This is a genomic window from Marinomonas rhizomae (assembly GCF_003315485.1).
Lineage (GTDB): Bacteria > Pseudomonadota > Gammaproteobacteria > Pseudomonadales > Marinomonadaceae > Marinomonas > Marinomonas rhizomae.
Map to the genome: position 1 here is coordinate 72,840 of NZ_QNSE01000012.1, position 22,965 is coordinate 95,804.

The following is a 22,965-nucleotide window of genomic DNA, read 5'->3' on the forward strand; positions in this document are numbered from 1 at the left end:
TCCATTGTCATTAATTAAATAATCAAACCTATTTTAGGAGTTTCAAATGAAGTTAACAGGTCAGCAACTGATTGGACAAAGTAGCTTTTCAGCTTCTGGTACGCTCATCTGGGCAATAAACCCAGCAACAGGTGAAAAACTCCAACCTGGATACCTAAGTGGCGGACATAGTGAGGTTCTTCATGCTTGTAAATTAGCAGAAGCGGCATCTGTACCATTTCGCACTACTTCTTTGGAAGAAAGAGCAACGTTTTTGGAAACAATAGCAACAGAGATAGAAGCCCTAGGTGCTGACTTGATCAAGCGTTGTTCACTAGAAACAGGCTTACCAGCTGCGCGCATTGAGGGTGAGAGAGGCCGTACTTGTGGACAATTACGTTTATTTGCTTCCGTTGTAAGAGCAGGTGAATGGCTTGATGCTCGTATAGAACCAGCTCTGCCAGAGCGAAAGCCTCTGCCTCGCACTGATTTACGCCAGCAAAATATTGCCCTTGGCCCTGTGGCTGTTTTTGGCGCCAGTAATTTCCCGCTAGCATTCAGTGTAGCAGGCGGAGACACAGCGTCCGCATTAGCAGCTGGCTGCCCGGTTATTGTCAAGGCGCATTCAGCTCACCCTGGAACGTCTGAAATGGTTGGCCGAGCGCTTCAAAATGCAGTGACAAAATGCCAATTACCAGAAGGCGTGTTTTCATTGTTGTATGGATCAGGGAATGAACTAGGACAAGCCCTGGTCAAAGATCCAAGAATAAAAGCAGTTGGCTTCACAGGCTCTCGTAATGGCGGAGTAGCACTAATGAAAACAGCTCAAGCTCGACCTTACCCAATACCTGTCTATGCAGAAATGAGTAGCATTAACCCAGTTTTCCTGTTACCTAATGCTCTTAAAGCCCAGTCAGTCAGTCTTGCAGAGGGCTTTGTGACATCATTAAGTATGGGAGCAGGACAGTTTTGTACAAACCCAGGTTTAGTGCTTGCGGTACGAGGAAAGGACCTTGACCAATTTCTAACCACTGCTGAAAAAGCTATTTCCAAAGTCGGTGCGCAAACAATGCTAACGCCAGGTATCCATCAAGCCTACACAAATGGCATTATCTCGTTGGCAAATAATGATTCAGTGCAACTACAAGGCAAAGGAAAAATAAGTGACTTACCTAACCTTTGCCAAAGCAGCCTCTTTGTCACAAAAGCGAATGATTTTCTAGTCGACGAGAAACTACGAGACGAAGTCTTTGGAGCTTGTTCCTTAGTCATTGAATGTGATGATTTTGAACAAATGTTAACAGTGGCAAAGCAGCTGGAAGGACAATTAACAGCAACACTACATATGGATGATAGCGACCTTCAAGCCGCTAAAGGGTTGTTACCTATACTTGAGGACACAGCAGGTAGAGTCTTGGTTAACGGTTGGCCTACTGGTGTGGAAGTATGCCATGCAATGGTTCATGGCGGACCGTTCCCGGCAACCTCTGATTCTCGTAGCTCTTCCGTTGGAAGTTCGGCAATAAACCGCTTTTTGCGCCCTGTTTGTTACCAGAACTTACCACAAGCACTATTGCCTGAAACATTACGAGACAACAATCCTGTTGGCATCTCGCATTTATTCGATGGGAAACGAGTGAGTAAAACCGTCAAATAAGCACAAGATGCACTAAAGGCATGATTATTAAAATCATACCTTTAGTGCATCTGCGTTGAAATCAATAAAAAGCCTTGGCTTCTTCTCTTAAGTATTGAATTAATGTCTGCATTTTTTTCGGTAAATGACCAAAAGGATATTGTAGGTAAACCGGTAGTGGCTTACCTTTCCATTCTGGCAAACAAGAAACAAAGACTTCTGGGTGGCGACTTAAATGTTTCCCTGCAAAGTAATGCGGTAACAAGCCAACACCTTTCCCCCGAATAATGGCTTCAGCGTGTAATATATATTGATCCACTGTAAGACGAGATTTGGGCAAATCGAAGGACACACAACCCTGCGTGTCATGTTCCAGCGCTATGTCATTCTGCTCACTCTTCAGCGTATCAACCCAAGCATATTGATTCAACTCACTTGGGTGACTCAGCATACCTATTCGGTCTAAATAATCAGCGCTAGCGTATAAGCCTTGACTTAATGTACCTATCTGTTCTGAACGTAGATGATCGTTGGCGGGCTCACCAAGCCAGACACAAACATCATTGCTTTTTACTTCCTGAAAAAGCTGATTGCCAGAACGTACTTCAATATTCACTTGAGGAAATTCATCTAAAAAATCAAACATTAACCCTGAAAACCAACCCCGAACTAAGGTGGTATGTACATACACTATTAACGATCCGCTGATTTCATCTTTTAATTCTTCAACCGCTTTATGACCTTCATCGGCGACAGTAAGCATTTTTTTCGCAAAAGGTAAGAACTTAATCCCCGCTTCATTAGCAAAAAGCCGATTCGCTTGACGACGCAATAACGGCTGGCTTAATGCGTGTTCGAGATGATTAATACGGCGACTAAGAGTGGATTTTGACACTCCAAGCTTTTGGGCGCTTTCTTTCAAACTTCCTGTTTCCATTACAGAAACAAACGTTCTAACTTCGTTCAGGTCGTACATTCATTTTCCTCTTGATCCAACCTTTTCCATATTAATCATAATAGCCCCCTACTTTTTCCGAGTACTTACCGAGATTTTCAAGATTTTCAGATGTTGCAGAAAGAGGAACAAGACGTATCAACACAGAAAGCTTACATTGCTAGATAATAAAAATGATAAGCATTCTTAATATCTTTAAAGACTAAATTATACGGAATAAGTTCCATTCTAAATACGGAGAAATTGTTCATAATGCCCCTTTCAACTCGCCATTATAAACTGACTACTTTGGCCGCCCTAATTAGCGCCACCACCTATTCTGCAACACTACTTGCCGAAGATACTCTTACCGAAGATGCAATCAGCTTAGATAAGATGGTGGTGACCGCTTCGGGACACGAGCAACAGATAACGGATGCGCCAGCTTCCATAACCGTAATCACTCAACAAGAGCTTGAAAAGAAAGCCTACCGGGATGTTACCGATGCTTTAAAAGATGTTCCGGGCGTTATGATAACTGGTGGTGGCTCAACAGAAGAGATATCGATGCGCGGTATGAGCGGAAAATACACGCTAATATTGGTCGATGGAAAACGCCAAGGTTCTCGTGAAACAAGACCAAATAGTGATGGTTCCGGCATCGAGCAAGGCTGGACACCGCCATTATCAGTCATTGAGCGCATCGAGGTCATTCGCGGTCCCATGTCTTCTCTTTATGGCTCTGACGCACTTGGTGGTGTCATCAATATCATCACTAAAAAAGTACAAGATAAGTGGGGAGGCGAACTGTCTTTAAGTACCACAATCCAAGATAACTCAGCATCAGGTAACAGCCAACAAGCAGACTTAACCTTAAGCGGACCTTTAGTAAAAGAGAAACTCGGCTTACAACTCTATGGACAAGTTTCACAGCGCGACGAAGATGAAATTGTAGACGGTTATGCTGATCAAGAAATTAAAAATGCTACAGCAAAATTATCATGGGCCGTTTCCGAAAACCAACAACTGACCTTTGAAGCAGGGAAAGAAGAGCAATCCCGTTATCGTAATCCAGGTTATTCTATTTCTGCTGATGGCAGTGTATCAGAGCAAGACTATGACCGAGAGCACTACGCTATTACGCATTCAGCAAGAGTAAATGGCAACAGCATTGAAACTTATTTAACCCATGAAGAAATTGATAACCCTAGTCGTGATATGAATTATCAAAACACGGTACTAAATAATCAAACAGCGCTCCCATTCGACTCTCATGTACTTACTCTAGGTGGCCAATATGATTATCAAAAACTAAAAGATGAAGGCAATGAAGCTGGTAATGGTATAGACGAGTTAACGCGTTGGAACGCAGCCCTATTTGCAGAAGATGAATATTTCATTACTGACAATCTTTCAATTACTGGTGGTTTACGCTACAACGAAGATGAAAACTATGGCTCCAATATATCACCGCGTTTGTACAGTAACTGGTCATTCGCTCAAGACTGGACACTAAAAGGTGGAATAAGTACTGGCTACCGTTCACCAAATCTTCGTCAAGGAAGCGAAGGTTGGGGGCAAATATCTGGTCGTGGTTCAGCGCTTATTTTGGGCAATTCTGATTTAAAACCAGAAGAAAGCACCAGCCATGAAATTGGACTTTACTGGGATAATCAGCGCAGCACACAAATCAGCGCAACGTTATTTCACACAAACTACAAAGATAAAATTACAGAGCAGCGTATTTGCGATACTACAGCTGGAGATGCCAGCTGTTCGTACTCAGGCAACTCTTACACCTTCATCAGTGAACGAACCAATGTAGATCGAGTAGAAATGCAAGGGATTGAATTCACTTTATCCCATGAATTCTCAGACTCTATCAACGTAGTGGGGAACTATACTTATACCGAATCAGAGCAAAAAACAGGTAGTTTTGCTGGCGAGCCATTAAACCGTCTGCCAAAACATATGGCCAATGCGACACTGAACTGGGATACAACTCCCAAGCTGACTTCCTGGACTCGTATAAACTACCGTGGAGAATCAAGCGAAGGTTTAAACCGTACCTCAATGCAGGAAGCGATCCCTTCCTATACCTTTGTGGATACAGGCATCAGCTACAGCATAAACGATGCCATTTCTGTTTATGCTGGAGTGTATAACTTGTTTGACAAAAAAGTAGATATCGACACTTATGACACCGTATTAGATGGTCGTCGTTATAACGCTAAAGTAAAAATGGCCTTCTAGTTTATATTCCTCTTTTACTTTCCCTTTGTGCAATTTGCACGCAAAGACCGCAACCTAACTTGCGGTCTTTTTTTGGGGCTGTAACCTGCGGCCTATTAAACAAGCAATAGGCATAAAAAAACCACGACTCTCTGCAAGAGCCGTGGTTTTTAGTTCATCAACAAAACTTAGTTCTGATTGATGAAATAGTTAATTACATAAGCTGGAAGCTCTGCTGCTGGCACAACGATTTGCTCCATAGTATCACGGTCACGAACCGTCACAGGCGCACCTTCTTGTTCGATAGAATCGAAGTCGACTGTTACACAGATTGGCGTGCCTACTTCGTCATGACGACGGTAGCCTTTACCTACATTGCCTGTATTTTCATAAAGAATACGACCAAGGCCCAATTTCTGAAGCTTATTTTTCAATTCTTTAGCAAGGGCAACAATCTCTGGCTTGTTCTTTTTAAGTGGCATGATAGCCACTTTGATTGGCGCTAGATGCGGTTTGAACTTAAGAACTGTTCGAGAGGAGCCATTTGGCAGCTCTTCTTCGGTATAAGCTTCTGTCATTACAGCTAATAGACCGCGATCTAGGCCTGCAGAAGGCTCGATGCAAAAAGGCACTTCCCATTTATTTTCTTCAAGATCGCGGATCGCCAACTTAGCCGTTGAGTGCTCGTTTTTCTTCACTTTCGCAGAAAGGCCAAATTCTTCTTGTGCTTTTGTGTGAGAACCAAGATCGTAATCCGTACGGTTAGCAACGCCTTCTAGTTCTTCAAAACCATGTGGAAACTTGTACAAGATATCCACAGTCGATTTCGAATAATGTGCTAGGTCATCGCCTGTCACGTATTCAAATTCAATATTTTCTTCTGCTAGTCCTTGATCCAACCACCATTGCTTACGAGCGCCTACCCAGAATTCATGCCATTTCTCGTCTTCACCAGGCTTACAGAAGAATTCCAATTCCATTTGTTCGAATTCACGAACACGGAAAATGAAGTTACGTGGCGTAATTTCGTTACGGAATGATTTACCAATCTGTGCGATACCAAATGGCAAAGTACGAGAAGTCGAATCGACAACGTTTTTAAAGTTAGTAAAGATACCTTGTGCAGTTTCTGGACGAAGGTAAGTATAAGACTCCTCGTTCACCATTGGGCCAACGTTGGTTTTAAACATCAGGTTAAAGTCACGCGGCGCCGTAACGTTAGTAGAGCCACAGTTATCACAGACTTTGATGTCTTTCATGTGGTCGGCGCGCATACGAGACTTACACTCGTGACAATCCACCATCGGATCGGTAAAAGTATCTTCGTGACCTGAATATTTGTAGACATGTTTGTTTTGGATAATCGCCGCATCCAAACCTTCTACATCATCACGCTCATAAACCATTGAGCGCCACCAAGCGGCTTTTAGGTTGTTTTTTAATTCAATACCTAGCGGACCGTAATCGTAAGCACCTTGCATACCACCGTAGATTTCACTGCCTTGGAAAATAAATCCGCGACGCTTACATAGGGAGACGAGTTCATCCATTGTTTTAGCTGGCATTTCTAAACACACCTTAAGCAAAATTTGTTAATGAAGACATAAAAACCAATCAGGTATCATGTTCAAGTAATAATAGCCGCCCATTGTACTCGTTGACCCTATTTCGCTCAATGGCGATTCCATACAAGCCATGAATAAGTGTTCTTGACTATTATTCAAAAGACAGCGGGCAAGATCATACCTAGATACTTAAGCCTATTTGGCCATAATTAAAAACTTTACACTTCTATGCACAAAAATAGGACAAAGTAAGGAACTAGACTGCTGTTTTAAAGTCCATTTTGTTAGATAATTCGTATTGTTTACATATTTTAATTTACATAGAACATCTATTTAAAGGTAACGGCATGCGTTCTTACAAGCCAGTAGTGACTACATTAGCAATATTGGGTATTTTTCCGTTTATCTTCACGACGTATTTAAGCCTAACTAACGGGAGCTTCCTTGATAAATCTGGAGTAACACTCTTTGCCGCTTATTCTGCTGTGATTGTTAGCTTTCTCGGTGGGACAATGTGGGGGCGACTAATAGAATTACCTCACAGTTGTAACGGTGCGAAACTGCTTTTTTGCTCTTTTGCTACCCTTTTCTGCGCTTGGACTTCTTTACTTTTAAAGACACCGGAACTGTCCATTGTCCTTTTGTTACTTAGCCTAATCACTATTTTTTGGGTTGATGCTCGTTGGTTGAAACAGGCAAATAATGCAAAGCCGTATTACACCTCGCTAAACTTCGGTTTAACATCGGTTACCTCTATCATGCATTTGCTGGTTCTGTATCCGCACTATTAAGCCTACAGCAACGAAATCTTCGAAAAACTGATCTAACTGCTTTCTTGTTCCGTATCATTACTCGACTATAACGTTAAAAGAGCAATGATATATGCTAACTATTTTCTACGACGGACACTGCCCTCTTTGTGCCGCAGAAATGAGAACATTACAATCATTAGATACACAAAAAAAACTACAATTAGAAAATATTCACGCCGACAACTTTAGCGAGAGATTCCCTTATATTGACCAGGTCGAAGCAGATAGACTGTTGCACGGCCAACTCGCCAATGGAAAAATCATCAAAGGGCTAGACGTTACCTGCCTCGCTTGGAAACTGGTCGAAAAACACAAATGGATGCAGATGCTCCGCTGGCCAATAATTCGTTTTTTCGCGGATATAGGCTACAAATTTTTTGCACGCTACCGCCATCAAATATCTTCTTTTGTCACTGGAAAACAGCGTTGTGAGTCTTGCCTAAAAGATCGCTGTGATTTGTAAACTATCTTGATTATTGTTGGAGTCTGAATATGTCATCATTTTATGCCTTGGTGATTGGCGCAAGCAGCGCAATTGCTCAAGCTGCTATTCAACAGTTCGAAACGGATCAAGATTGCCTTGGCGTTTTTGCTGTCAGTCGATCTTTACCAGAAGCTGAAATAACCACAAAAGCCCAATGGTTAGAATCTGATTATACTGAAGCGAGTATTCAACAGACTTGTAAAAACCTTGCCCCCTATGCTGGGAAGATTACCAAAATATTGATTTGCAACGGTATATTACATAATGACAACATGATGCCAGAAAGAAAATTAGAAGAGATCAGAGTCTCTCAACTGGAAGATACATTCCGTACAAACACTATCATTCCCATGTTGTGGTTAAGCCAACTATTACCTATTGTGAAAGGTGAGAAAGCCACGCAAATTGCACTGTTTAGTGCTCGAATTGGCAGTATTTCAGATAACAAAACCGGCGGTTGGTACAGTTACCGAGCGTCAAAAGCGGCATTAAATATGCTGATTCAAAGCTGCTCGGTGGAATACGCTAGAAGAGCAAAAAACGTCAAGCTCATTGCTTTCCATCCAGGCACCACCGACACCCCTCTTTCCAAACCTTTCCAACGATCCGTACCGAAAGACAAACTTTTCACTGCAAACTTCGTAGCCACACAGCTCTTATCCATCATGAAAAGTGTCACCATGGACAATAAAGCTGCGTATTTAGATTGGAATAATCAGCCGATTGACTGGTGAGTTTTCAAACACCCAGCCAGCCCAAAAAAGTAAGATGCTAAATCATGTCTAAGCTTAAGAATAATCGCTTTTTCGTATCACTCGCAGAAGGTGATCGATGCACCACACCTCGCCCCAATGACGTAGGCCATTCGTCCCCTTTCATAAGCGCCACATCACCTACATTTAATCGATTAATACGGCCTTTTTCATGCAGACCACTATTGTGGTCGGCCACATGCCCACCAAGTCCCAAGCGATCTCTTATCACGTGAGCTTCATGCAGCCACTCACTGCCTATTCCTGCATACGTCGATACTAATCGACAAGGGATTTTATCCACATGAAAACGCGGACACATAGCACTTGAGAGCACATTCAGGCGTAGACCAACTTCTTTAAGGTCAAATAAACACGCAAACATATCGACCAATAACGTCACATCTTCCACGAACAAGCCCTTATGTTGGGCATCAGGCAAAAGCTTTGTTAACGTGGTGTTAAGTTGTTCTGAACTGCCATGAGATTTGAACACAAAATTTGGCGCAGACACTAATAAAGATTCGGCGTATTGAGAAACGGCCCCAAGCTGCCTTTGCCAAACCGCCATACTAATATTGTCTTGGTAAATATCGGCAAGAACGTCTTGATCATACGACTTCACTACCCCCAATAACTGCGGCTTTAGCTCGAAACTTACTTGATCAGTTTGCTCTGTATCAATGAAATTGAAACGAATATTCTTTAAATCAATCGATTCCGACATTTTTTGTAAACTAAGATTCACCTTCAAAACCACTTCCTCTAAAAATGCATGCTGACCAACAACATCAAAGTATCGATATGTTACGTTATAACATTTTATAAATAAAGTATTGAAATGAAGCCTGTGAATCCATTAAGTTAATGCCTACTTAAAAGAGATAGACGCTATGGAACAGTTAGACTCAACCGATCGTAAAATTCTTAATTTACTACAGCACGATGGCAGCCTAAGTGCGACTCAGGTGGCGGATAAGATAGGCTTGTCTCAATCACCCTGCTGGCGACGCATTAATCGTCTTGAACAAGACGGCTATATTCGTTCAACACAAGCAATTTTAGACAGAAACAAATTAGGATTAGGAATCGTCGTATTGGTAAACATCAAGCTCTCTTCCCATGGCCGAAAAATGCTAGATGAGTTTGAACAAGCAATTGTTGACTACCCCGAAGTGGTCGAGTGTTGGACGATTTCTGGTTCTATGGATTACAGCTTAAGAGTGGTTTCTAATAGCATCGAAAGCTATGAACACTTCCTACGTAGCCAGTTATTACAGCTGCCACATATTCAGGAAGCGCAAAGTCACTTCACCATGCGTGAAGTGAAAAACATCACCACTCTTCCACTGGACTTATAACCACTTACTGCAGTAGCGGGTCATCTTTAGGTAGTAATTTCTGAATCCACAACGCTAGCTTGTGTTTCATATTGGGCAAGTCTTCTTTATCCGCAGGTAAAGCAACGACCAACTTATCAAGTACCAATAAACGATAAATTGCTTCGACTTTTTCATTAGCAGACATGGTGGAAGAAAAGCCCGCATAACCACGTTTAAGCGCATAATTTTCGCCAACTTGAATAGCTTTTTTACTTAGAGCCGCTTCATTTTTAATTTTTTTCATAGTTTCCCTTATTTGTTGGGCAATCAAACGATTCTCACGACTCTATCAGCTTTTGATATTCAACCAAGCGTTTATAGTGAATAAAAGCCAAAAATCACTTAATAAACACAATGTTAGTGACTCATCTTACCTCTAAAAACTGCTTGGATAAGATTAAAGAATAATCTAAAGAACCACATATTGTTGACAATACCGCTTGATAATTCGAAAAAACACGACTATAAATAGATAAATTGTCAACAATATGGCGTTTATGGCGCTTGCTTCAAGAGTAAAGTATGAGCAATCTTATTTCGATTAAATCCGCGACACTGTCTGAAGACATCTCTCAACAGCTCACCAACGCTATTGTGCAAGGTTATATTCCGCAAGGAAGTAAGATCTCAGAACCAGAACTCGCCAAACAGTATGGTGTTTCTCGTGGTCCATTAAGAGAAGCCATAGTAAAACTAGAAGGGCTCGGTCTGGTGACACGTACCGCCAATGTTGGCGCTCGTGTTATTGAACTAAACACTCAAGACATGCTCGATACCTTTACCATGCGCGAGGCATTAGAAGGCATGGCGGCTCGATTAGCCGCTTCGACCATGCCATCAGAAGAAATAAACAGCTTGTATGCACTGCTCGACAAACACCAAGCCTATCTTGATGCCAACCAAGACGAGCATTACGTGCAACAAGGTGGTAATGACGACTTCCACTTACGCATTATTCACGCCAGTGGCAATGCCAAACTCATTCGTCTATTAACAGAAGAATTATACGCCATCATTCGTATGTATCGACGCCATACGGCAGATCAACGCAGCGACCCACGCCAAGCACTGCGTGAACACAAAGCCATTCTCGATGCGATTGCCAATCACGAAGGAGACCTCGCAGAGCTACTTATGCGCCGCCATATAAGCCGCGCCAGCCAACTACTAAAGCAAGCGATGGAACATTCTGCTGTCGCTTCCCGCACTTAATTAAGATCGTTCTAAAGAGAGGAAAATAATGACAATACTTTCAGCAGGCGCCCGTTTTAGAGAAGCCGTCGCAACCCAGTCGCCCTTACAAGTTGTCGGCGCCGTGAACGCGTACTGCGCCATGATGGCAGAACAAACTGGTCATCATGCCATTTACTTATCTGGCGGCGGCGTTGCTAATGCGTCCTATGGTTTACCTGATCTTGGCATGACAGACTTACACGACGTGTTAGAAGACGTCAGACGTATTACTTGTGCATCTGACTTGCCATTATTAGTCGATATTGATACTGGCTTTGGTGGCGCATTTAATATCACCAGAACCATTCAACAGATGGAAAAAGCCGGCGCTGCGGCAGTTCATATTGAAGACCAGGTGCAGCAAAAGCGCTGCGGCCATCGCCCGAATAAAGCCATTGTTAGCCAAGATGAAATGGTCGACCGCGTGAAGGCCTGTGTTGACGCTCGTGTTGACGATAATTTTGTCATCATGGCACGCACCGATGCCTTAGCTGTAGAAGGCATGGAACCCGCTATCGAACGAGCGATTGCTTGTGTTGATGCCGGCGCCGATATGATCTTCCCAGAAGCCATGATCACCTTGGAGCAATACAAAGAATTTGTCGCGGCTGTGAAGGTTCCCGTATTAGCTAACATTACCGAATTTGGCGCAACACCGCTGTTCAGCAAAGCAGAATTGGCCAGCGCGGGTGTCGATTTGGTGCTCTACCCACTGAGTGCATTCCGTGCCATGAACAAAGCCGCTCTAAACGTGTATCAGCATTTATTAAACGACGGCCACCAGCGCAATGTCGTCGACAGTATGCAAACCCGTAACGAGCTTTACGAGTTTCTCAACTACCATGAATACGAAGACAAATTAGACGCGCTCTTCTCTAAAAAATAAGAGCCTAAAAAATAAAAAACTAAGATAACAACTGATAAAGCGTTTACATATTTTCAACTAATCTCTAAACAAATAAAAATATGAGGTAGGAAAATGGCTAAAGTACTTTCTGGCGCAGGCTTACGCGGCCAAAGCGCAGGCGAAACCGCACTTTGTACCGTTGGCAAAGCGGCCTCCGGATTAACCTATCGCGGCTACGACATTGATGTTTTAGCGGACAAAGCAAGCTTTGAAGAAGTCGCTTATCTTCTGCTGTACGGCAAATTACCTAACCGCACTCAGCTGCATGACTACGAACAAAGGCTAATGAGTTTGCGCAGCTTGCCTGAAGAGCTAAAAGCCGTCTTAGAACTTATCCCGGAAAGTGCCCATCCAATGGATGTGATGCGTACCGGTTGCTCTTTTTTAGGTAACCTTGAGCCAGAACTCGCTTTTGAAAAGAAACCATCGCTAGCCTTACATACCGCGGATCGATTGGTTGCGACGCTGCCAGCAATGGTCGTTTATTGGTATCGTTTCACCCATGATGGCGTACGTGTTAATACACATAATGCCAATGTACCTTCTTTGGCTGGTCACTTTCTCACCATGCTGCATGACAAAGAACCAAGCGCTCTTCATACACAAGTGATGAACGCGTCTTTAATCTTGTATGCTGAGCACGAATTCAACGCCTCGACTTTCACCGCTCGTGTTTGCGCCTCTACCTTGTCTGATATGCATTCCTGCATCACTGGCGGCATTGGCAGCTTACGCGGCCCACTTCATGGCGGCGCAAATGAAGCGGCCATGGACATGATAGAGCCGTGGAAGACTCCTGACGAAGCCGAAGCCGCCTTGATGCAAAAACTCGCTAATAAAGAAAAAGTCATGGGCTTTGGTCACGCAATTTACAGTGAACGAGATCCACGCAATGACATCATCAAAAAGTGGGCAAAAAGACTCAGTGAAGATGTCGGCGACGATCACTTATATGCCGTCTCAGAGCGTTGTGAAGCTGTGATGTGGCGGGAGAAAAAACTCTTCTGCAACGCGGATTTTTTCCACGCTAGTGCTTATCGCTTTATGGGCATTCCAACCAAATTATTTACACCGATTTTCGTTTGCTCACGCGTTACTGGCTGGGCAGCTCATATCATGGAACAACGAGCTAACAACCGCATTATTCGACCAAGCGCCGATTATATTGGACCAGATCATTCTGAATGGATGGATATTGACGACCGTCATTGAGCCAACATCAGCATTAAAACTTAACGATTAAGGAAAAGAAATGAGTGCTAACGTAGATTTAAACAACCGCCCGGATTATGACCAAGTCATTCAAGACATCGCGGATTATGTACTGAACTTTAAAGTTGAAAGCCAAGAGGCCCTCGACACAGCGCGCAACTGTTTAATGGATACGCTCGGCTGTGGCTTGCTTGCTCTACGCTTTCCTGAATGTACCAAACACCTTGGCCCAATTGTACAAGGTACTGTTGTACCAAATGGCGCTCGCGTTCCGGGTACGTCTTTATCTCTCGACCCAGTCAAAGCCGCATGGGACATTGGTTGTATCATTCGCTGGTTGGATTATAACGACACTTGGTTGGCGGCAGAATGGGGCCATCCTTCCGATAACTTAGGTGGCATTCTGGCGGTAGCCGATCACCTGTCACAAGTCAGACTATCGAACGGCGAAAGCCCGATGACCATGCGCGAAGTGTTAGAATCCATGGTGATGGCGCACGAAATCCAAGGCGTTATCGCCCTAGAAAACTCGTTCAACCGAGTAGGTTTATGTCATGTATTATTGGTGCGTGTTGCCTCTGTTGCAGTCGTAACCAAAATGATGGGCGGCGATAGAGAGCAAATCATGGCGGCGATTTCTCAGGCTTGGGTCGATGGCTCCGCTCTGCGTACTTATCGTCATGCGCCAAACGCAGGCTCTCGCAAGTCTTGGGCAGCAGGCGATGCGACTTCTCGCGCAGTTCGCTTGGCGGACATGTCAATGCGAGGAGAAATGGGCATTCCCGGTGTGCTAACCGCAGATCAATGGGGCTTTTATGATGTCTCTTTCTCGAAGACCAACAAAGACCAAGCCATCAAGCCAGACACTCAACGTCAGTTTTCCTTCTCGCAAGATTACGGTACTTACGTAATGGAAAACGTCTTGTTCAAGATTTCGTTCCCAGCAGAATTCCACGCGCAAACCGCAGCGGAAGCGGCGGTTACTTTGCACCCATTAGTGAAAAACCGTTTAGCAGAAATAGACAAGATCGTCATTCGTACTCATGAATCGGCTATTCGTATTATTTCCAAATCCGGCCCATTAGCGAATGCTGCCGACCGCGACCATTGCTTGCAATACATGGCCGCCGTACCATTAGCGTTTGGTAATTTGATAGCCGAACATTATGAAGATGATTTTCATGCGGCTAACCCAATCATTGATGAGCTGCGCAACAAAATGGAAATCGTTGAAGACAAACGCTTCACTGCCGAATATTTAGAGTCAGATAAGCGCTCTATTGCCAATGCGATTCAAGTGTTTTTTAAAGACGGCAGCAGCACCGAAGAAGTAGTCGTAGAATATCCTGTAGGGCACCGTCGTCGTCGAGAAGAAGGCATTCCATTATTAGAGCAAAAATTTAAAAACAACCTAGCAACACGTTTTCCAAACCACCAATGCCAAAGTATTTTTGTTCTTTGCAAGAATCAAAAAGCCCTTGAAAGCACACCAGTAAATCGCTTTATGGATTTATTTGTTATCGCCTAACTCCCTCCCTTTTTTAGTCCATTTGAAAAGCATCCAATATAATGGGTGCTTTTTTTTGAAAACCTTTTGACAGATAGGTTTTAAAATTTCAAGATCTGCCGCCCGTAAAGAAATTGTAAGCCTTTAAATTAAAGTGTATCGTTTGCGGTAATGAGAATGACTCTCACAAAAACAACCCCCTGTAAGGATAATCTGTATAATGATTTCTTTCTTAAAAAAAGCCTCTCTCCCAACGCAATTGGGTATAGGGACACTTTTCTCTGTTTTACTTGTGTTTACACTTTTAGTGTTTGTTATTGGAAAACTCTTCAGTTACGAGATTAATGAGATTGTCACTAGTCATCAGAAAAAAGAAGCCGCATTGGTTGCGGAGCAACTAGAAAATAAGTACCAACTATTATTAAAAGTAGCAGAAGGTTATGGTGGTGTATTGAGCCAACAGCTTAAGTTTGTCGATATTGACACCACTCTTCTCTCTCAATCAGGCAATCAACGCCTTCCAACGGTACGTTTGAATGACACCATCCTAAATGGTCATTCACAATATCTAACCGATTTTGCAACCGCTTCCGACTTAGAAGTTAGCTTGCTAATGAAAACCCCAAAAGGCATGACTCGAATCAGCACTACGCTGAAAAATGCTAGTGGCATGGAAATAAACGGCAGTCTACAAAATAACGCCATTGCCACAAAATCACTGCAAAATGGAACTGACCTTACTGGACACGTCAAAATACAAAATGAGCAATATGTGGGACATTACGCCCGCATCTCAGGTCAGCCTAACTTGTTAATAGAACTATTGATTCCTTACGACACTATTTTAAAATCTTCTGCTGACTCTATTAACGCCATGACGTTTGGGAAGAGTGGTTACATTTATGTCTCGGATACAGGCGAAAATGAAGGCAAACTACTTATTCACCCAAGTTTGCCTGGAAAGAACTTATATACGCTTTTTCCAGAGTTGAAAAACACCTTCAAAGACATGTACAAAGACGACAGCGGCATTATCTCGTACTCTCTTAAAATCGCAGGTAAGGGCGAAAAATCACGCTCTTCCAAAGCGATTTACCAACATGTAAAGGGTTGGAATTGGGTCGTGACATTGAAATCGTATAACGACGAATATCAAGAAGAAATTAATGTCATCTTATATTTAATCGCTGCAATTTCTATTGTCGCTGCAGTATTACTCAGCTTAATTCTGTGGTTATTTATTCGTCGTGCACTTTTTCCTTTAAAAGAAATCTCTACAGCACTGCATTCTTTAGGGAACGGGAATCTCGCTTTCCGCTTTGCAAGCAAACAAGATAGCGACACTCGCAATGAAATGGCTTTACTTCAAAATGACACCATTATTATGCGTGACAGTTTGATAACGCTGGTTAACAACATCATGACGTCCAGCAATGAACTATTAAAATCTACGGGGGGTATTTCATCAGCCAACCGTAATTTACGGGAAAGCGCCTATGAAAGTCAGGATGCCAGTACTCAGGTTGGCTCTGCTATTACTCAAATTGCCACGTCTATTCAAGAAGTCGCACAGAGCTCGAACCAAGTATCGGAAGAATCCATTGAAGTCAGAAAACTGACAGAGGAAGGCAACAGCGCAGTTAAAAGCATAGAGACGACCGTCAGTGCCCTGTCTTCTGCCTTCAGCCAAGCTTCTGATACCATCAAAGAAGTAGAAAGCAGCTCGGAAAACATTGGTGATGTTGTCACCGTTATTAATAATATTGCCGAGCAAACAAACCTATTAGCATTAAACGCCGCAATTGAAGCCGCTCGAGCTGGCGAACAAGGTCGAGGCTTTGCGGTCGTCGCTGACGAAGTGCGTGTACTAGCACAACGAACGCAACAATCCACAGAAGAAATTCGTAACGTCGTCGAGATATTGCAAAACAATAGCCGCTCAGCGGTGAGCGATATGGAGCAAGGACGCAACCAAGTAGATAATAGTGTGCAACAAGCAAACCATGCCAATGCACTGCTCAATAAAATCTATCTGTCGATTCAAAATGTCGAAATGGGAATTAATAATGTGGCCTCGGCAACGGAAGAACAAAGTGTTGCTTCAACCCAAATCCGCCAAAATTCAGAAGAGTTACAACGTTCGGCTGAAGGTACACTGAAATTGGCTGGCACGTCTGAAGAACACAGTGAACATATTCGAGAATTGACATCTAAGTTGCAAAAAGACTTGTCTATTTTCACTTTAAAATAGACAACAAGTTCGCTTAACATTGGCACTACCTTATGGTCACAGTATGATAGCGTGACCATAAGGAGTTTTTATGCACTCATCAGACAACCATCGCCATTGCTTTTTATTAACTGGCTCAACCAATGACGTTCTGTCCGATTTTTTGAGTCTGTGCAAACATCTCTCAAAACCACTAATTTGCGCCCATGACGTGGCTCAATACAATCAACTGAATCTGAACAAATTTACAACTCGCACTTATAAGCAGGTTCGTCAGGAACTTGGAAGCACTCACGATGCGGTCTTAGTAGACCTAACTCACGGCGTTTCAGCCAGCGCACTGGCAATTTTAGCTGGGACAGTACGTGGTAACGGTGTATTTGCAATTGCCTTACCCAAAGGCGATTGGTTGTCTTTTGTAGATCAGGATTTACCTCGCTATTTACCTTGGCCTTATGAGCCTGCGCAAGTGACATCTCACTTTAAACATTACCTACTCAATAAATTACAGGACAATGACTCTCCTTTTCAACTTGTACTATCTAGTGACATACAGGCACTGCCTAAACTAAAACCAATAGAGTCAAATCCGTCGCTGACTAAAGAACAAGCCGATGCCCAATCCTGTTTATTAGAACAACTCGCTAAATCCTACGTATTGATTGCACCAAGAGGACGAGGCAAATCCACTTTATTAGGCGACAGCTTGGCGAAGCTACTCAAAGCGGGTAAACGAGTTGCGATTACCGCCCCTAATCAAGATGCGATTGTTAGTTTGAAATCTCGCTTCAAGCACCTTCTCGATCAAGACAAAACAACTCTACCGTTTTTCGCCCCTGATGCTCTGATAAGCGATTCGACCCACTGGGACTTTCTCTTTGTGGATGAAGCATCCATGATTCCTCTCCCCTTACTCATGATGTTAAATGAGAAAGCTGAGCACTGTCTTTTTAGTACTACAGACTATGGCTATGAAGGTGCCGGAAAAGGCTTTGGTATTCGTTTTTGTCGTCATTTAGCGTCACAAAAAACCACTCATGCATTCGCATTACAACCATTAACTTTGAGCCAACCTATTCGATGGGGGGGAAATGACCCACTCGAAAATTGGATCAATAGCAATTTCTTTTTAACCGATGCAGACGATAGAAATATCGCAACAACTACTGATCAGAATAATGATAAAGCGACGGTTGAATTTAAACAATTCACGGGGAAAGATTGGTTAGAAAACACAGGTTTACTCGCCTACACCTTTCAATTATTAGTACGTGCGCACTATCAAACATCAGCAGACAATTTACGCTGGATATTAGATGATCCCTCGGTTTCGACACACATTCTTCTATCTGAAGGGCAAGCTCTTAGCGTTGCGATTATTACCGAAGAAGGTAACCTGCCAAGCACGCTCAGCCAAGAAGTAATGCAAGGAAAGCGTCGTCCAAGAGGCCATTTAATCCCACAATCTCTGCTTGCTCACGAAGGGGTAAAAAATGCGGGACAGTACTGCTACTGGCGCATTAGCCGTATCGCAACCGAGCAAAGTCAACAAAACCAAGGATTGGCAAGCCAATTACTAACGCAGATAGAAAGCCTAGCCAATGATCGTTGCGACTTTTTATGCGCAAGTTTTGCGGCTACGCCAGACGTCGTGTCTTTTTGGTTAAAAAACGGTTACTTACCAGTTAGGTTAGGAACGAATAAAGACCAAGCAAGTGGAAGCTACTCTTTAATGATGGTAAAACCAATGACTCAACATGCAACCTTGTTAGCTAACGAGTGGCAGAACCGTTTTATTGAACAGTTTTTACTGAATCTATTACTGCAATATTCCGACTTATCTTCAAACTTAATCCTGATTATTATAAGCCAAAAATATCATCAAGATGAACTCCCTGCTCTGGCTACCTTGACCCAACAGGACTTACAAGATATTGCACTCTTTGTAGATTACCACCGTCATTTTGACAGTATCCGTCCAATTTTTCTCAAGGCAACACTGCACCTTGCCTTAACAGGACGCTTAACGCCCAAAGATCCAACCCATCAACTATTAATAGAAGCCGCTTTAGGCCGTAATACCGAACAGACCCGTCAAAAAGCGCAACTATTTGGTAAGAAATCGATGCATCAAGCCTTCAAACATCTGCTTATGCAAATCCTTAAATAATAGGCGGAAAACCACCCATTACTATCTTATCAATGTGTGTAATCCCCCCCTATAAGGTTTCCTTCATAAAACATCAAACCCCAAGAATGATTAAATTTACTATAAAAATCAAAAAGTTAAAAGAAACATAAAGAGTTGGCACAGATTGTGTAAACAGTATGACTAGCATCACCTGTTTTGCTTTGGCTGCTTCTGACACAAAGATCAGAATAAAGCAGGCTAAAAAACCGGTACACAATAATAATTCAGTTTTTGGAGTTTTATAAAAATGAAAAAAATCAGTCTTGCTCTAACGTCTTTAGCTCTTGCTCTTTCTGCTGGCACAGCGATTGCCAACTGTGATTCAGGTGAGCGCGTAGTAAAATTCAGCCATGTTACTGGTGGTACAACTCACCCTAAAGTAGTTGCTGCGAATAGTTTTGCAGACCGTGTGAACACAGAAATGAACGGCAAATTGTGTGTTGAAGTTTTCCCTAACTCTACATTATTTGGTGATTCTAAAGAACTTGAAGCCCTTCTTTTAGGTGATGTTCAACTACTTGCACCATCACTGTCTAAGTTCGGCTCTTACACTGATAAATACGGTGTATTTGATCTGCCCTTCATCTTCAAAGATATGGACCACGCTATCCGCTTCACAAAAACACCTGAAGGCAAAAAGCTTTTAACAGAAATGGATGATTATGCAGGTTTTGTTGGTTTAGGTTACTGGATGTCTGGCATGAAATACTTCTCTGCCAACAAAGCACTTATCTCTCCTAGCGATGCTGAAGGCTTAAAATTCCGCGTACAAACCTCTGACGTAGCTAAACAAATGATTGCGGCAATGGGTGCATCACCACAAGCAATGGCATTCTCTGAAGTGTACGGTGCATTGCAAACTGGTGTAGTAGACGGTCAAGAAAACACGTGGTCTAACATCTACACGAAAAAATTCTACGAAGTTCAAGACAGCGTGACAGAAACCAACCACCAATTGTTGGCTTACTTGTTTATGACGTCTTCCGAATTCCTAGCAAGCCTTCCTGCAGCAGATCGCGCTCAATTCATTCAAATTGCAGATGATGTAACACAAGAAGCAAACTTGAATGTAAAAGCCGCTGAAGCTGCAAACCGTGCCAACATCTTGAAAGCTGGCGGCAAGATCAATTCTTTGACACCAGCACAGCGTCAAGAATGGGTGGATACGATGGCTCCCGTTTGGACTCAGTTCGAAAGTTACATCGGTAAAGATTTGATTAACGCGGCTGCTGGCGCGTAATCGATTGCTATCCCGCAGTGAGCTGACCTTACCAGGTCAGCTCTTGTGGTTTTATCCTGTTCTTTCTTGATCTGCAATCACATCCGCAATTGATCCTAGAACCGACAAGACACTCCGCTACGCTGCACTTTAATTTGTTCTGGTCCACTTCGTTAAGGAGACCCCATGGCACATTGGCCGCATCTTTATTTACTTGTTTTTATTATTATTCTTTGGCTACTAGAAAGACGTTTCCCCAAAGTCATGGAGCGAGCAGAAGAAAACCTGCTAATTATCGTTATCTCTTCCATCATGGCGGTATCGTTCGGGCAGGTTATTGCTCGTTATGGGTTTAATACCGGTTGGGATGCGGCTCTAGAGTTCAATACTGTCGCCTTTTCTTGGTTAATCTTATTAGGTATGAGCTACGGCATCAAAACAGGTCTTCACCTTGGTGTTGACATTGTCTTGAACGCGGTGCCTAAACGCATTGCCAAAGGTTTGTCTTTGTTCGGCGCGGCAGCCGCTATGCTATATGGTCTTATCTTACTCGACTCCACTTGGCTGGCGATGCTTGGTATAGATGTCCGTGGCGGTGCTATTGAATACTGGTTAAAAATGTTCAAAATTGGCATAGGTTCCAATGAACTTCGCTACCCAGAGTTCGTACAAGAAATGTTTGGTTTGCGTCCTCGAGTTCACCGTTGGATTGTTCTTGTTATTCTGCCAATTAGTTTGGCTCTACTTTCTTACCGTTCTTTGCAAGCCTTCATTGACATCGCACGTGGCAAACGTGGCATGTTGATAAGTGGTCATGAAGCACAAGAATTGGTTGAAGAAAACAAAAACATCTTGAAAGACTAGCGCAGGAGCTTAATCGTGGAATCCATTATTCTATTTTCCTTGGTACTAATCCTGCTGTTTATTGGCTTGCCGGTTGGTATCTCGTTGGGCTTATCGTCCATCTTGTTTATTACTTTTTTCTCACACGACTCTTTGTCGTCTGTTGCCATTTCCTTGTTTGGCGCTGGTCAACACTATACCTTGCTGGCCATCCCATTTTTCATCATAGCCTCGTCTTACATGTCGACTGGTGGTGTAGCGAAACGCCTCATTAACTTTGCGATTGCCAGTGTAGGTCACTTCCGAGGCGGTTTAGCTATGGCGTCTGTTTTGGCATGCATGATGTTCGCAGCCTTATCCGGCTCCTCTCCAGCAACAGTTGTGGCCATAGGTACGATTGCTATTGCTGGTATGACGCAAGTAGGTTACTCAAAAGAGTTTGCCGCCGGCATCATCGCTAACGCTGGCACATTGGGCATCTTGATTCCACCTTCTATCGTAATGGTTGTTTACGCCGCGTCTGTTGATGTTTCGGTTGGCCGTATGTTCTTGGCCGGGGTTATTCCAGGCTTGATGGCAGGTGGTATGCTGATGCTAGCGATCTACGTGGTTGCTCGTATCAAGAAACTACCTGCTGAAGAATGGAAAGGCTTTGGCAACCTGATTCGTGGCGGCAAAGAAGCGGGGTGGGGCTTGTTTCTTGTCGTGATCATCATGGGTGGTATTTACGGTGGTGTATTTACACCAACAGAAGCCGCTGTGGTTGCCGCTGTTTACTCTATGTTCATCGCACTGTTTGTTTACCGCGATATGGGGCCTTTAAAAGGTCAAACATGGACAATCGATGGCGATGCACCGCATGCTCGTGTCGGTTTCAACGGAATGGTTTACGGTGTTTCATTCTTCCTAGTATGGGAAATTATGTCTTTCTTTATTTGGGCAGACAGCGAAACCATTACTGGCGGAGACCGTGCTATTTGGGGCGCGATCATGTCGGTTGCTCTAGCCATCTTCTACGTCTATAAGCGCGCAAGTAAACTAGAAGAATCTATCGGTGTATGTTTGGCCGCAGGTCTACCTATTTGGGGCCGCAACTTGTCGATGATGTTGCGTGGTTTCTTCCCGTCTTTGTTCGGCGAAGAGTCTCGTAAAGTCATGCTAGAAGGCACCAAAACAACCATCATGTTGATGTTTATCATCGCTAACGCTCTGCTGTTTGCTCATACGCTTTCTGCAGAACGTATTCCACAAATGATCACTGAATGGATGCTAGGAGTTGGCTTTAACTGGTTCACCTTCCTTGTTGCTGTGAACATATTGTTACTAATTGGCGGCCAATTCATGGAGCCTTCTGGTCTATTAGTTATTGTTGCGCCTGTGGTATTCCCAATTGCGATGGAGTTAGGTGTTGACCCAATTCACTTGGGTATCATCATGGTGGTAAACATGGAAATAGGCATGATCACACCGCCAATCGGTTTGAATCTATTCGTAACGTCGGGAATTACCGGAATGAGCTTGGCGCGTGTGGTAAAAGCCGCGATGCCTTTCGTTCTTGTATTGATGGTGTTCTTGGTAATGGTGACTTACATTCCAGCCTTGTCTACGGCATTACCGTACAGCATTATGGGACCAGAAATCGTTCAATAAGGATTTCTCCTCGACAAAAAGTCATACAGTTTAGCGCCCCTCGGGGCGTTTTTTTTGCTTATAATCCGCTTCTATATTTTCATGTTGTCATCATAGCTGACGTTTTCAATTTCTTTTCACTTAAATAGCCGTTCTTCAGTGTTTTACGACTTCACTCTGCTAAATATTTTTGTTTTGATGGAAACAAGCCATTTCAC

At 43.2% G+C, this 22,965-nt stretch carries 19 protein-coding genes; 15 read left to right on the forward strand and 4 right to left on the reverse strand.

Going from position 1 to position 22,965, the window contains the following annotated elements; genetic code table 11:
* Positions 1-46: 46 nt before the first annotated feature.
* Positions 47-1,636 (forward strand): aldehyde dehydrogenase (NADP(+)), encoded by a 1,590-nt coding sequence (locus tag DFP80_RS15905; protein WP_113917795.1) that lies wholly within the window; start codon positions 47-49, stop codon positions 1,634-1,636.
* Between the two features lie 61 nt (positions 1,637-1,697).
* On the opposite strand, the gene DFP80_RS15910 is transcribed toward DFP80_RS15905, so the two are convergent.
* A complete protein-coding gene (locus tag DFP80_RS15910) occupies positions 1,698-2,591 on the reverse strand; it encodes a LysR family transcriptional regulator (protein WP_113917796.1) in 894 nt (297 codons plus the stop codon).
* A 231-nt stretch (positions 2,592-2,822) separates the two neighbouring features.
* Here DFP80_RS15910 and DFP80_RS15915 point away from each other — a divergent pair, with 231 nt between their 5' ends.
* Positions 2,823-4,802 (forward strand): ligand-gated channel protein, encoded by a 1,980-nt coding sequence (locus tag DFP80_RS15915; RefSeq protein WP_113917797.1) that lies wholly within the window; start codon positions 2,823-2,825, stop codon positions 4,800-4,802.
* Positions 4,803-4,969: 167 nt separating this feature from the next.
* Here DFP80_RS15915 and DFP80_RS15920 read toward each other — a convergent pair whose 3' ends face one another.
* Positions 4,970-6,346 carry a glycine--tRNA ligase gene (locus DFP80_RS15920; protein WP_113917798.1) on the reverse strand — a complete coding sequence of 459 codons (1,377 nt, stop codon included), beginning with the start codon at positions 6,344-6,346 and terminating at the stop codon, positions 4,970-4,972.
* 347 nt (positions 6,347-6,693) lie between these two features.
* Between DFP80_RS15920 and DFP80_RS15925 the strand changes: the two genes are divergently transcribed.
* From DFP80_RS15925 to DFP80_RS15935, 3 genes are all read left to right on the forward strand, one after another.
* Positions 6,694-7,137, forward strand: a complete 444-nt coding sequence (locus DFP80_RS15925; protein WP_113917799.1) for a DUF3429 domain-containing protein — start codon at positions 6,694-6,696, stop codon at positions 7,135-7,137.
* Positions 7,138-7,228: 91 nt separating this feature from the next.
* Positions 7,229-7,621, forward strand: coding sequence for a thiol-disulfide oxidoreductase DCC family protein (locus tag DFP80_RS15930; RefSeq protein WP_113917800.1), 393 nt, complete (start codon positions 7,229-7,231; stop codon positions 7,619-7,621).
* 29 nt (positions 7,622-7,650) lie between these two features.
* Positions 7,651-8,376 carry an SDR family NAD(P)-dependent oxidoreductase gene (locus tag DFP80_RS15935; RefSeq protein WP_113917801.1) on the forward strand — a complete coding sequence of 242 codons (726 nt, stop codon included), beginning with the start codon at positions 7,651-7,653 and terminating at the stop codon, positions 8,374-8,376.
* Between the two features lie 37 nt (positions 8,377-8,413).
* Here DFP80_RS15935 and DFP80_RS15940 read toward each other — a convergent pair whose 3' ends face one another.
* On the reverse strand, positions 8,414-9,154 hold the full coding sequence (locus DFP80_RS15940; protein ID WP_241560284.1) for a DUF1826 domain-containing protein: 741 nt from the start codon (positions 9,152-9,154) through the stop codon (positions 8,414-8,416).
* Positions 9,155-9,287: 133 nt separating this feature from the next.
* On the opposite strand from DFP80_RS15940, the gene DFP80_RS15945 reads away from it, so the two are divergent.
* Complete coding sequence (locus tag DFP80_RS15945) at positions 9,288-9,755, forward strand: Lrp/AsnC family transcriptional regulator (protein ID WP_113917803.1); 468 nt, start codon at positions 9,288-9,290, stop codon at positions 9,753-9,755.
* A 4-nt stretch (positions 9,756-9,759) separates the two neighbouring features.
* Here the strand turns inward: DFP80_RS15945 and DFP80_RS15950 are convergent, their stop codons facing one another.
* Positions 9,760-10,020: a DUF5062 family protein gene (locus tag DFP80_RS15950; protein ID WP_113917804.1), complete on the reverse strand. Its 261-nt coding sequence runs from the start codon at positions 10,018-10,020 to the stop codon at positions 9,760-9,762.
* A gap of 278 nt (positions 10,021-10,298) precedes the next feature.
* Here DFP80_RS15950 and DFP80_RS15955 point away from each other — a divergent pair, with 278 nt between their 5' ends.
* The 9 genes from DFP80_RS15955 (at position 10,299) to DFP80_RS15995 (ending at position 22,768) form a co-directional block, all read left to right on the forward strand.
* Positions 10,299-10,988, forward strand: coding sequence for a GntR family transcriptional regulator (locus DFP80_RS15955; RefSeq protein ID WP_113917805.1), 690 nt, complete (start codon positions 10,299-10,301; stop codon positions 10,986-10,988).
* 28 nt (positions 10,989-11,016) lie between these two features.
* Complete coding sequence (gene prpB / locus DFP80_RS15960; RefSeq protein WP_113917806.1) at positions 11,017-11,895, forward strand: methylisocitrate lyase; 879 nt, start codon at positions 11,017-11,019, stop codon at positions 11,893-11,895.
* Positions 11,896-11,988: 93 nt separating this feature from the next.
* The gene (gene prpC, locus DFP80_RS15965) at positions 11,989-13,128 is read left to right on the forward strand and encodes a bifunctional 2-methylcitrate synthase/citrate synthase (protein ID WP_113917807.1); all 1,140 of its coding nucleotides are present in this window, start codon (positions 11,989-11,991) and stop codon (positions 13,126-13,128) included.
* A 40-nt stretch (positions 13,129-13,168) separates the two neighbouring features.
* A complete protein-coding gene (prpD, locus tag DFP80_RS15970) occupies positions 13,169-14,656 on the forward strand; it encodes a 2-methylcitrate dehydratase (RefSeq protein WP_113917808.1) in 1,488 nt (495 codons plus the stop codon).
* A 199-nt stretch (positions 14,657-14,855) separates the two neighbouring features.
* Positions 14,856-16,886: a methyl-accepting chemotaxis protein gene (locus DFP80_RS15975; protein ID WP_113917809.1), complete on the forward strand. Its 2,031-nt coding sequence runs from the start codon at positions 14,856-14,858 to the stop codon at positions 16,884-16,886.
* Between the two features lie 70 nt (positions 16,887-16,956).
* The gene (locus DFP80_RS15980; RefSeq protein ID WP_113917810.1) at positions 16,957-19,035 is read left to right on the forward strand and encodes a tRNA(Met) cytidine acetyltransferase TmcA; all 2,079 of its coding nucleotides are present in this window, start codon (positions 16,957-16,959) and stop codon (positions 19,033-19,035) included.
* Between the two features lie 268 nt (positions 19,036-19,303).
* A complete protein-coding gene (locus DFP80_RS15985; protein ID WP_113917811.1) occupies positions 19,304-20,296 on the forward strand; it encodes a TRAP transporter substrate-binding protein in 993 nt (330 codons plus the stop codon).
* 165 nt (positions 20,297-20,461) lie between these two features.
* Complete coding sequence (locus tag DFP80_RS15990) at positions 20,462-21,139, forward strand: TRAP transporter small permease (protein ID WP_113917812.1); 678 nt, start codon at positions 20,462-20,464, stop codon at positions 21,137-21,139.
* Between the two features lie 15 nt (positions 21,140-21,154).
* Positions 21,155-22,768, forward strand: coding sequence for a TRAP transporter large permease (locus DFP80_RS15995; RefSeq protein WP_113917813.1), 1,614 nt, complete (start codon positions 21,155-21,157; stop codon positions 22,766-22,768).
* The last annotated feature ends 197 nt before the right edge of the window (positions 22,769-22,965 follow it).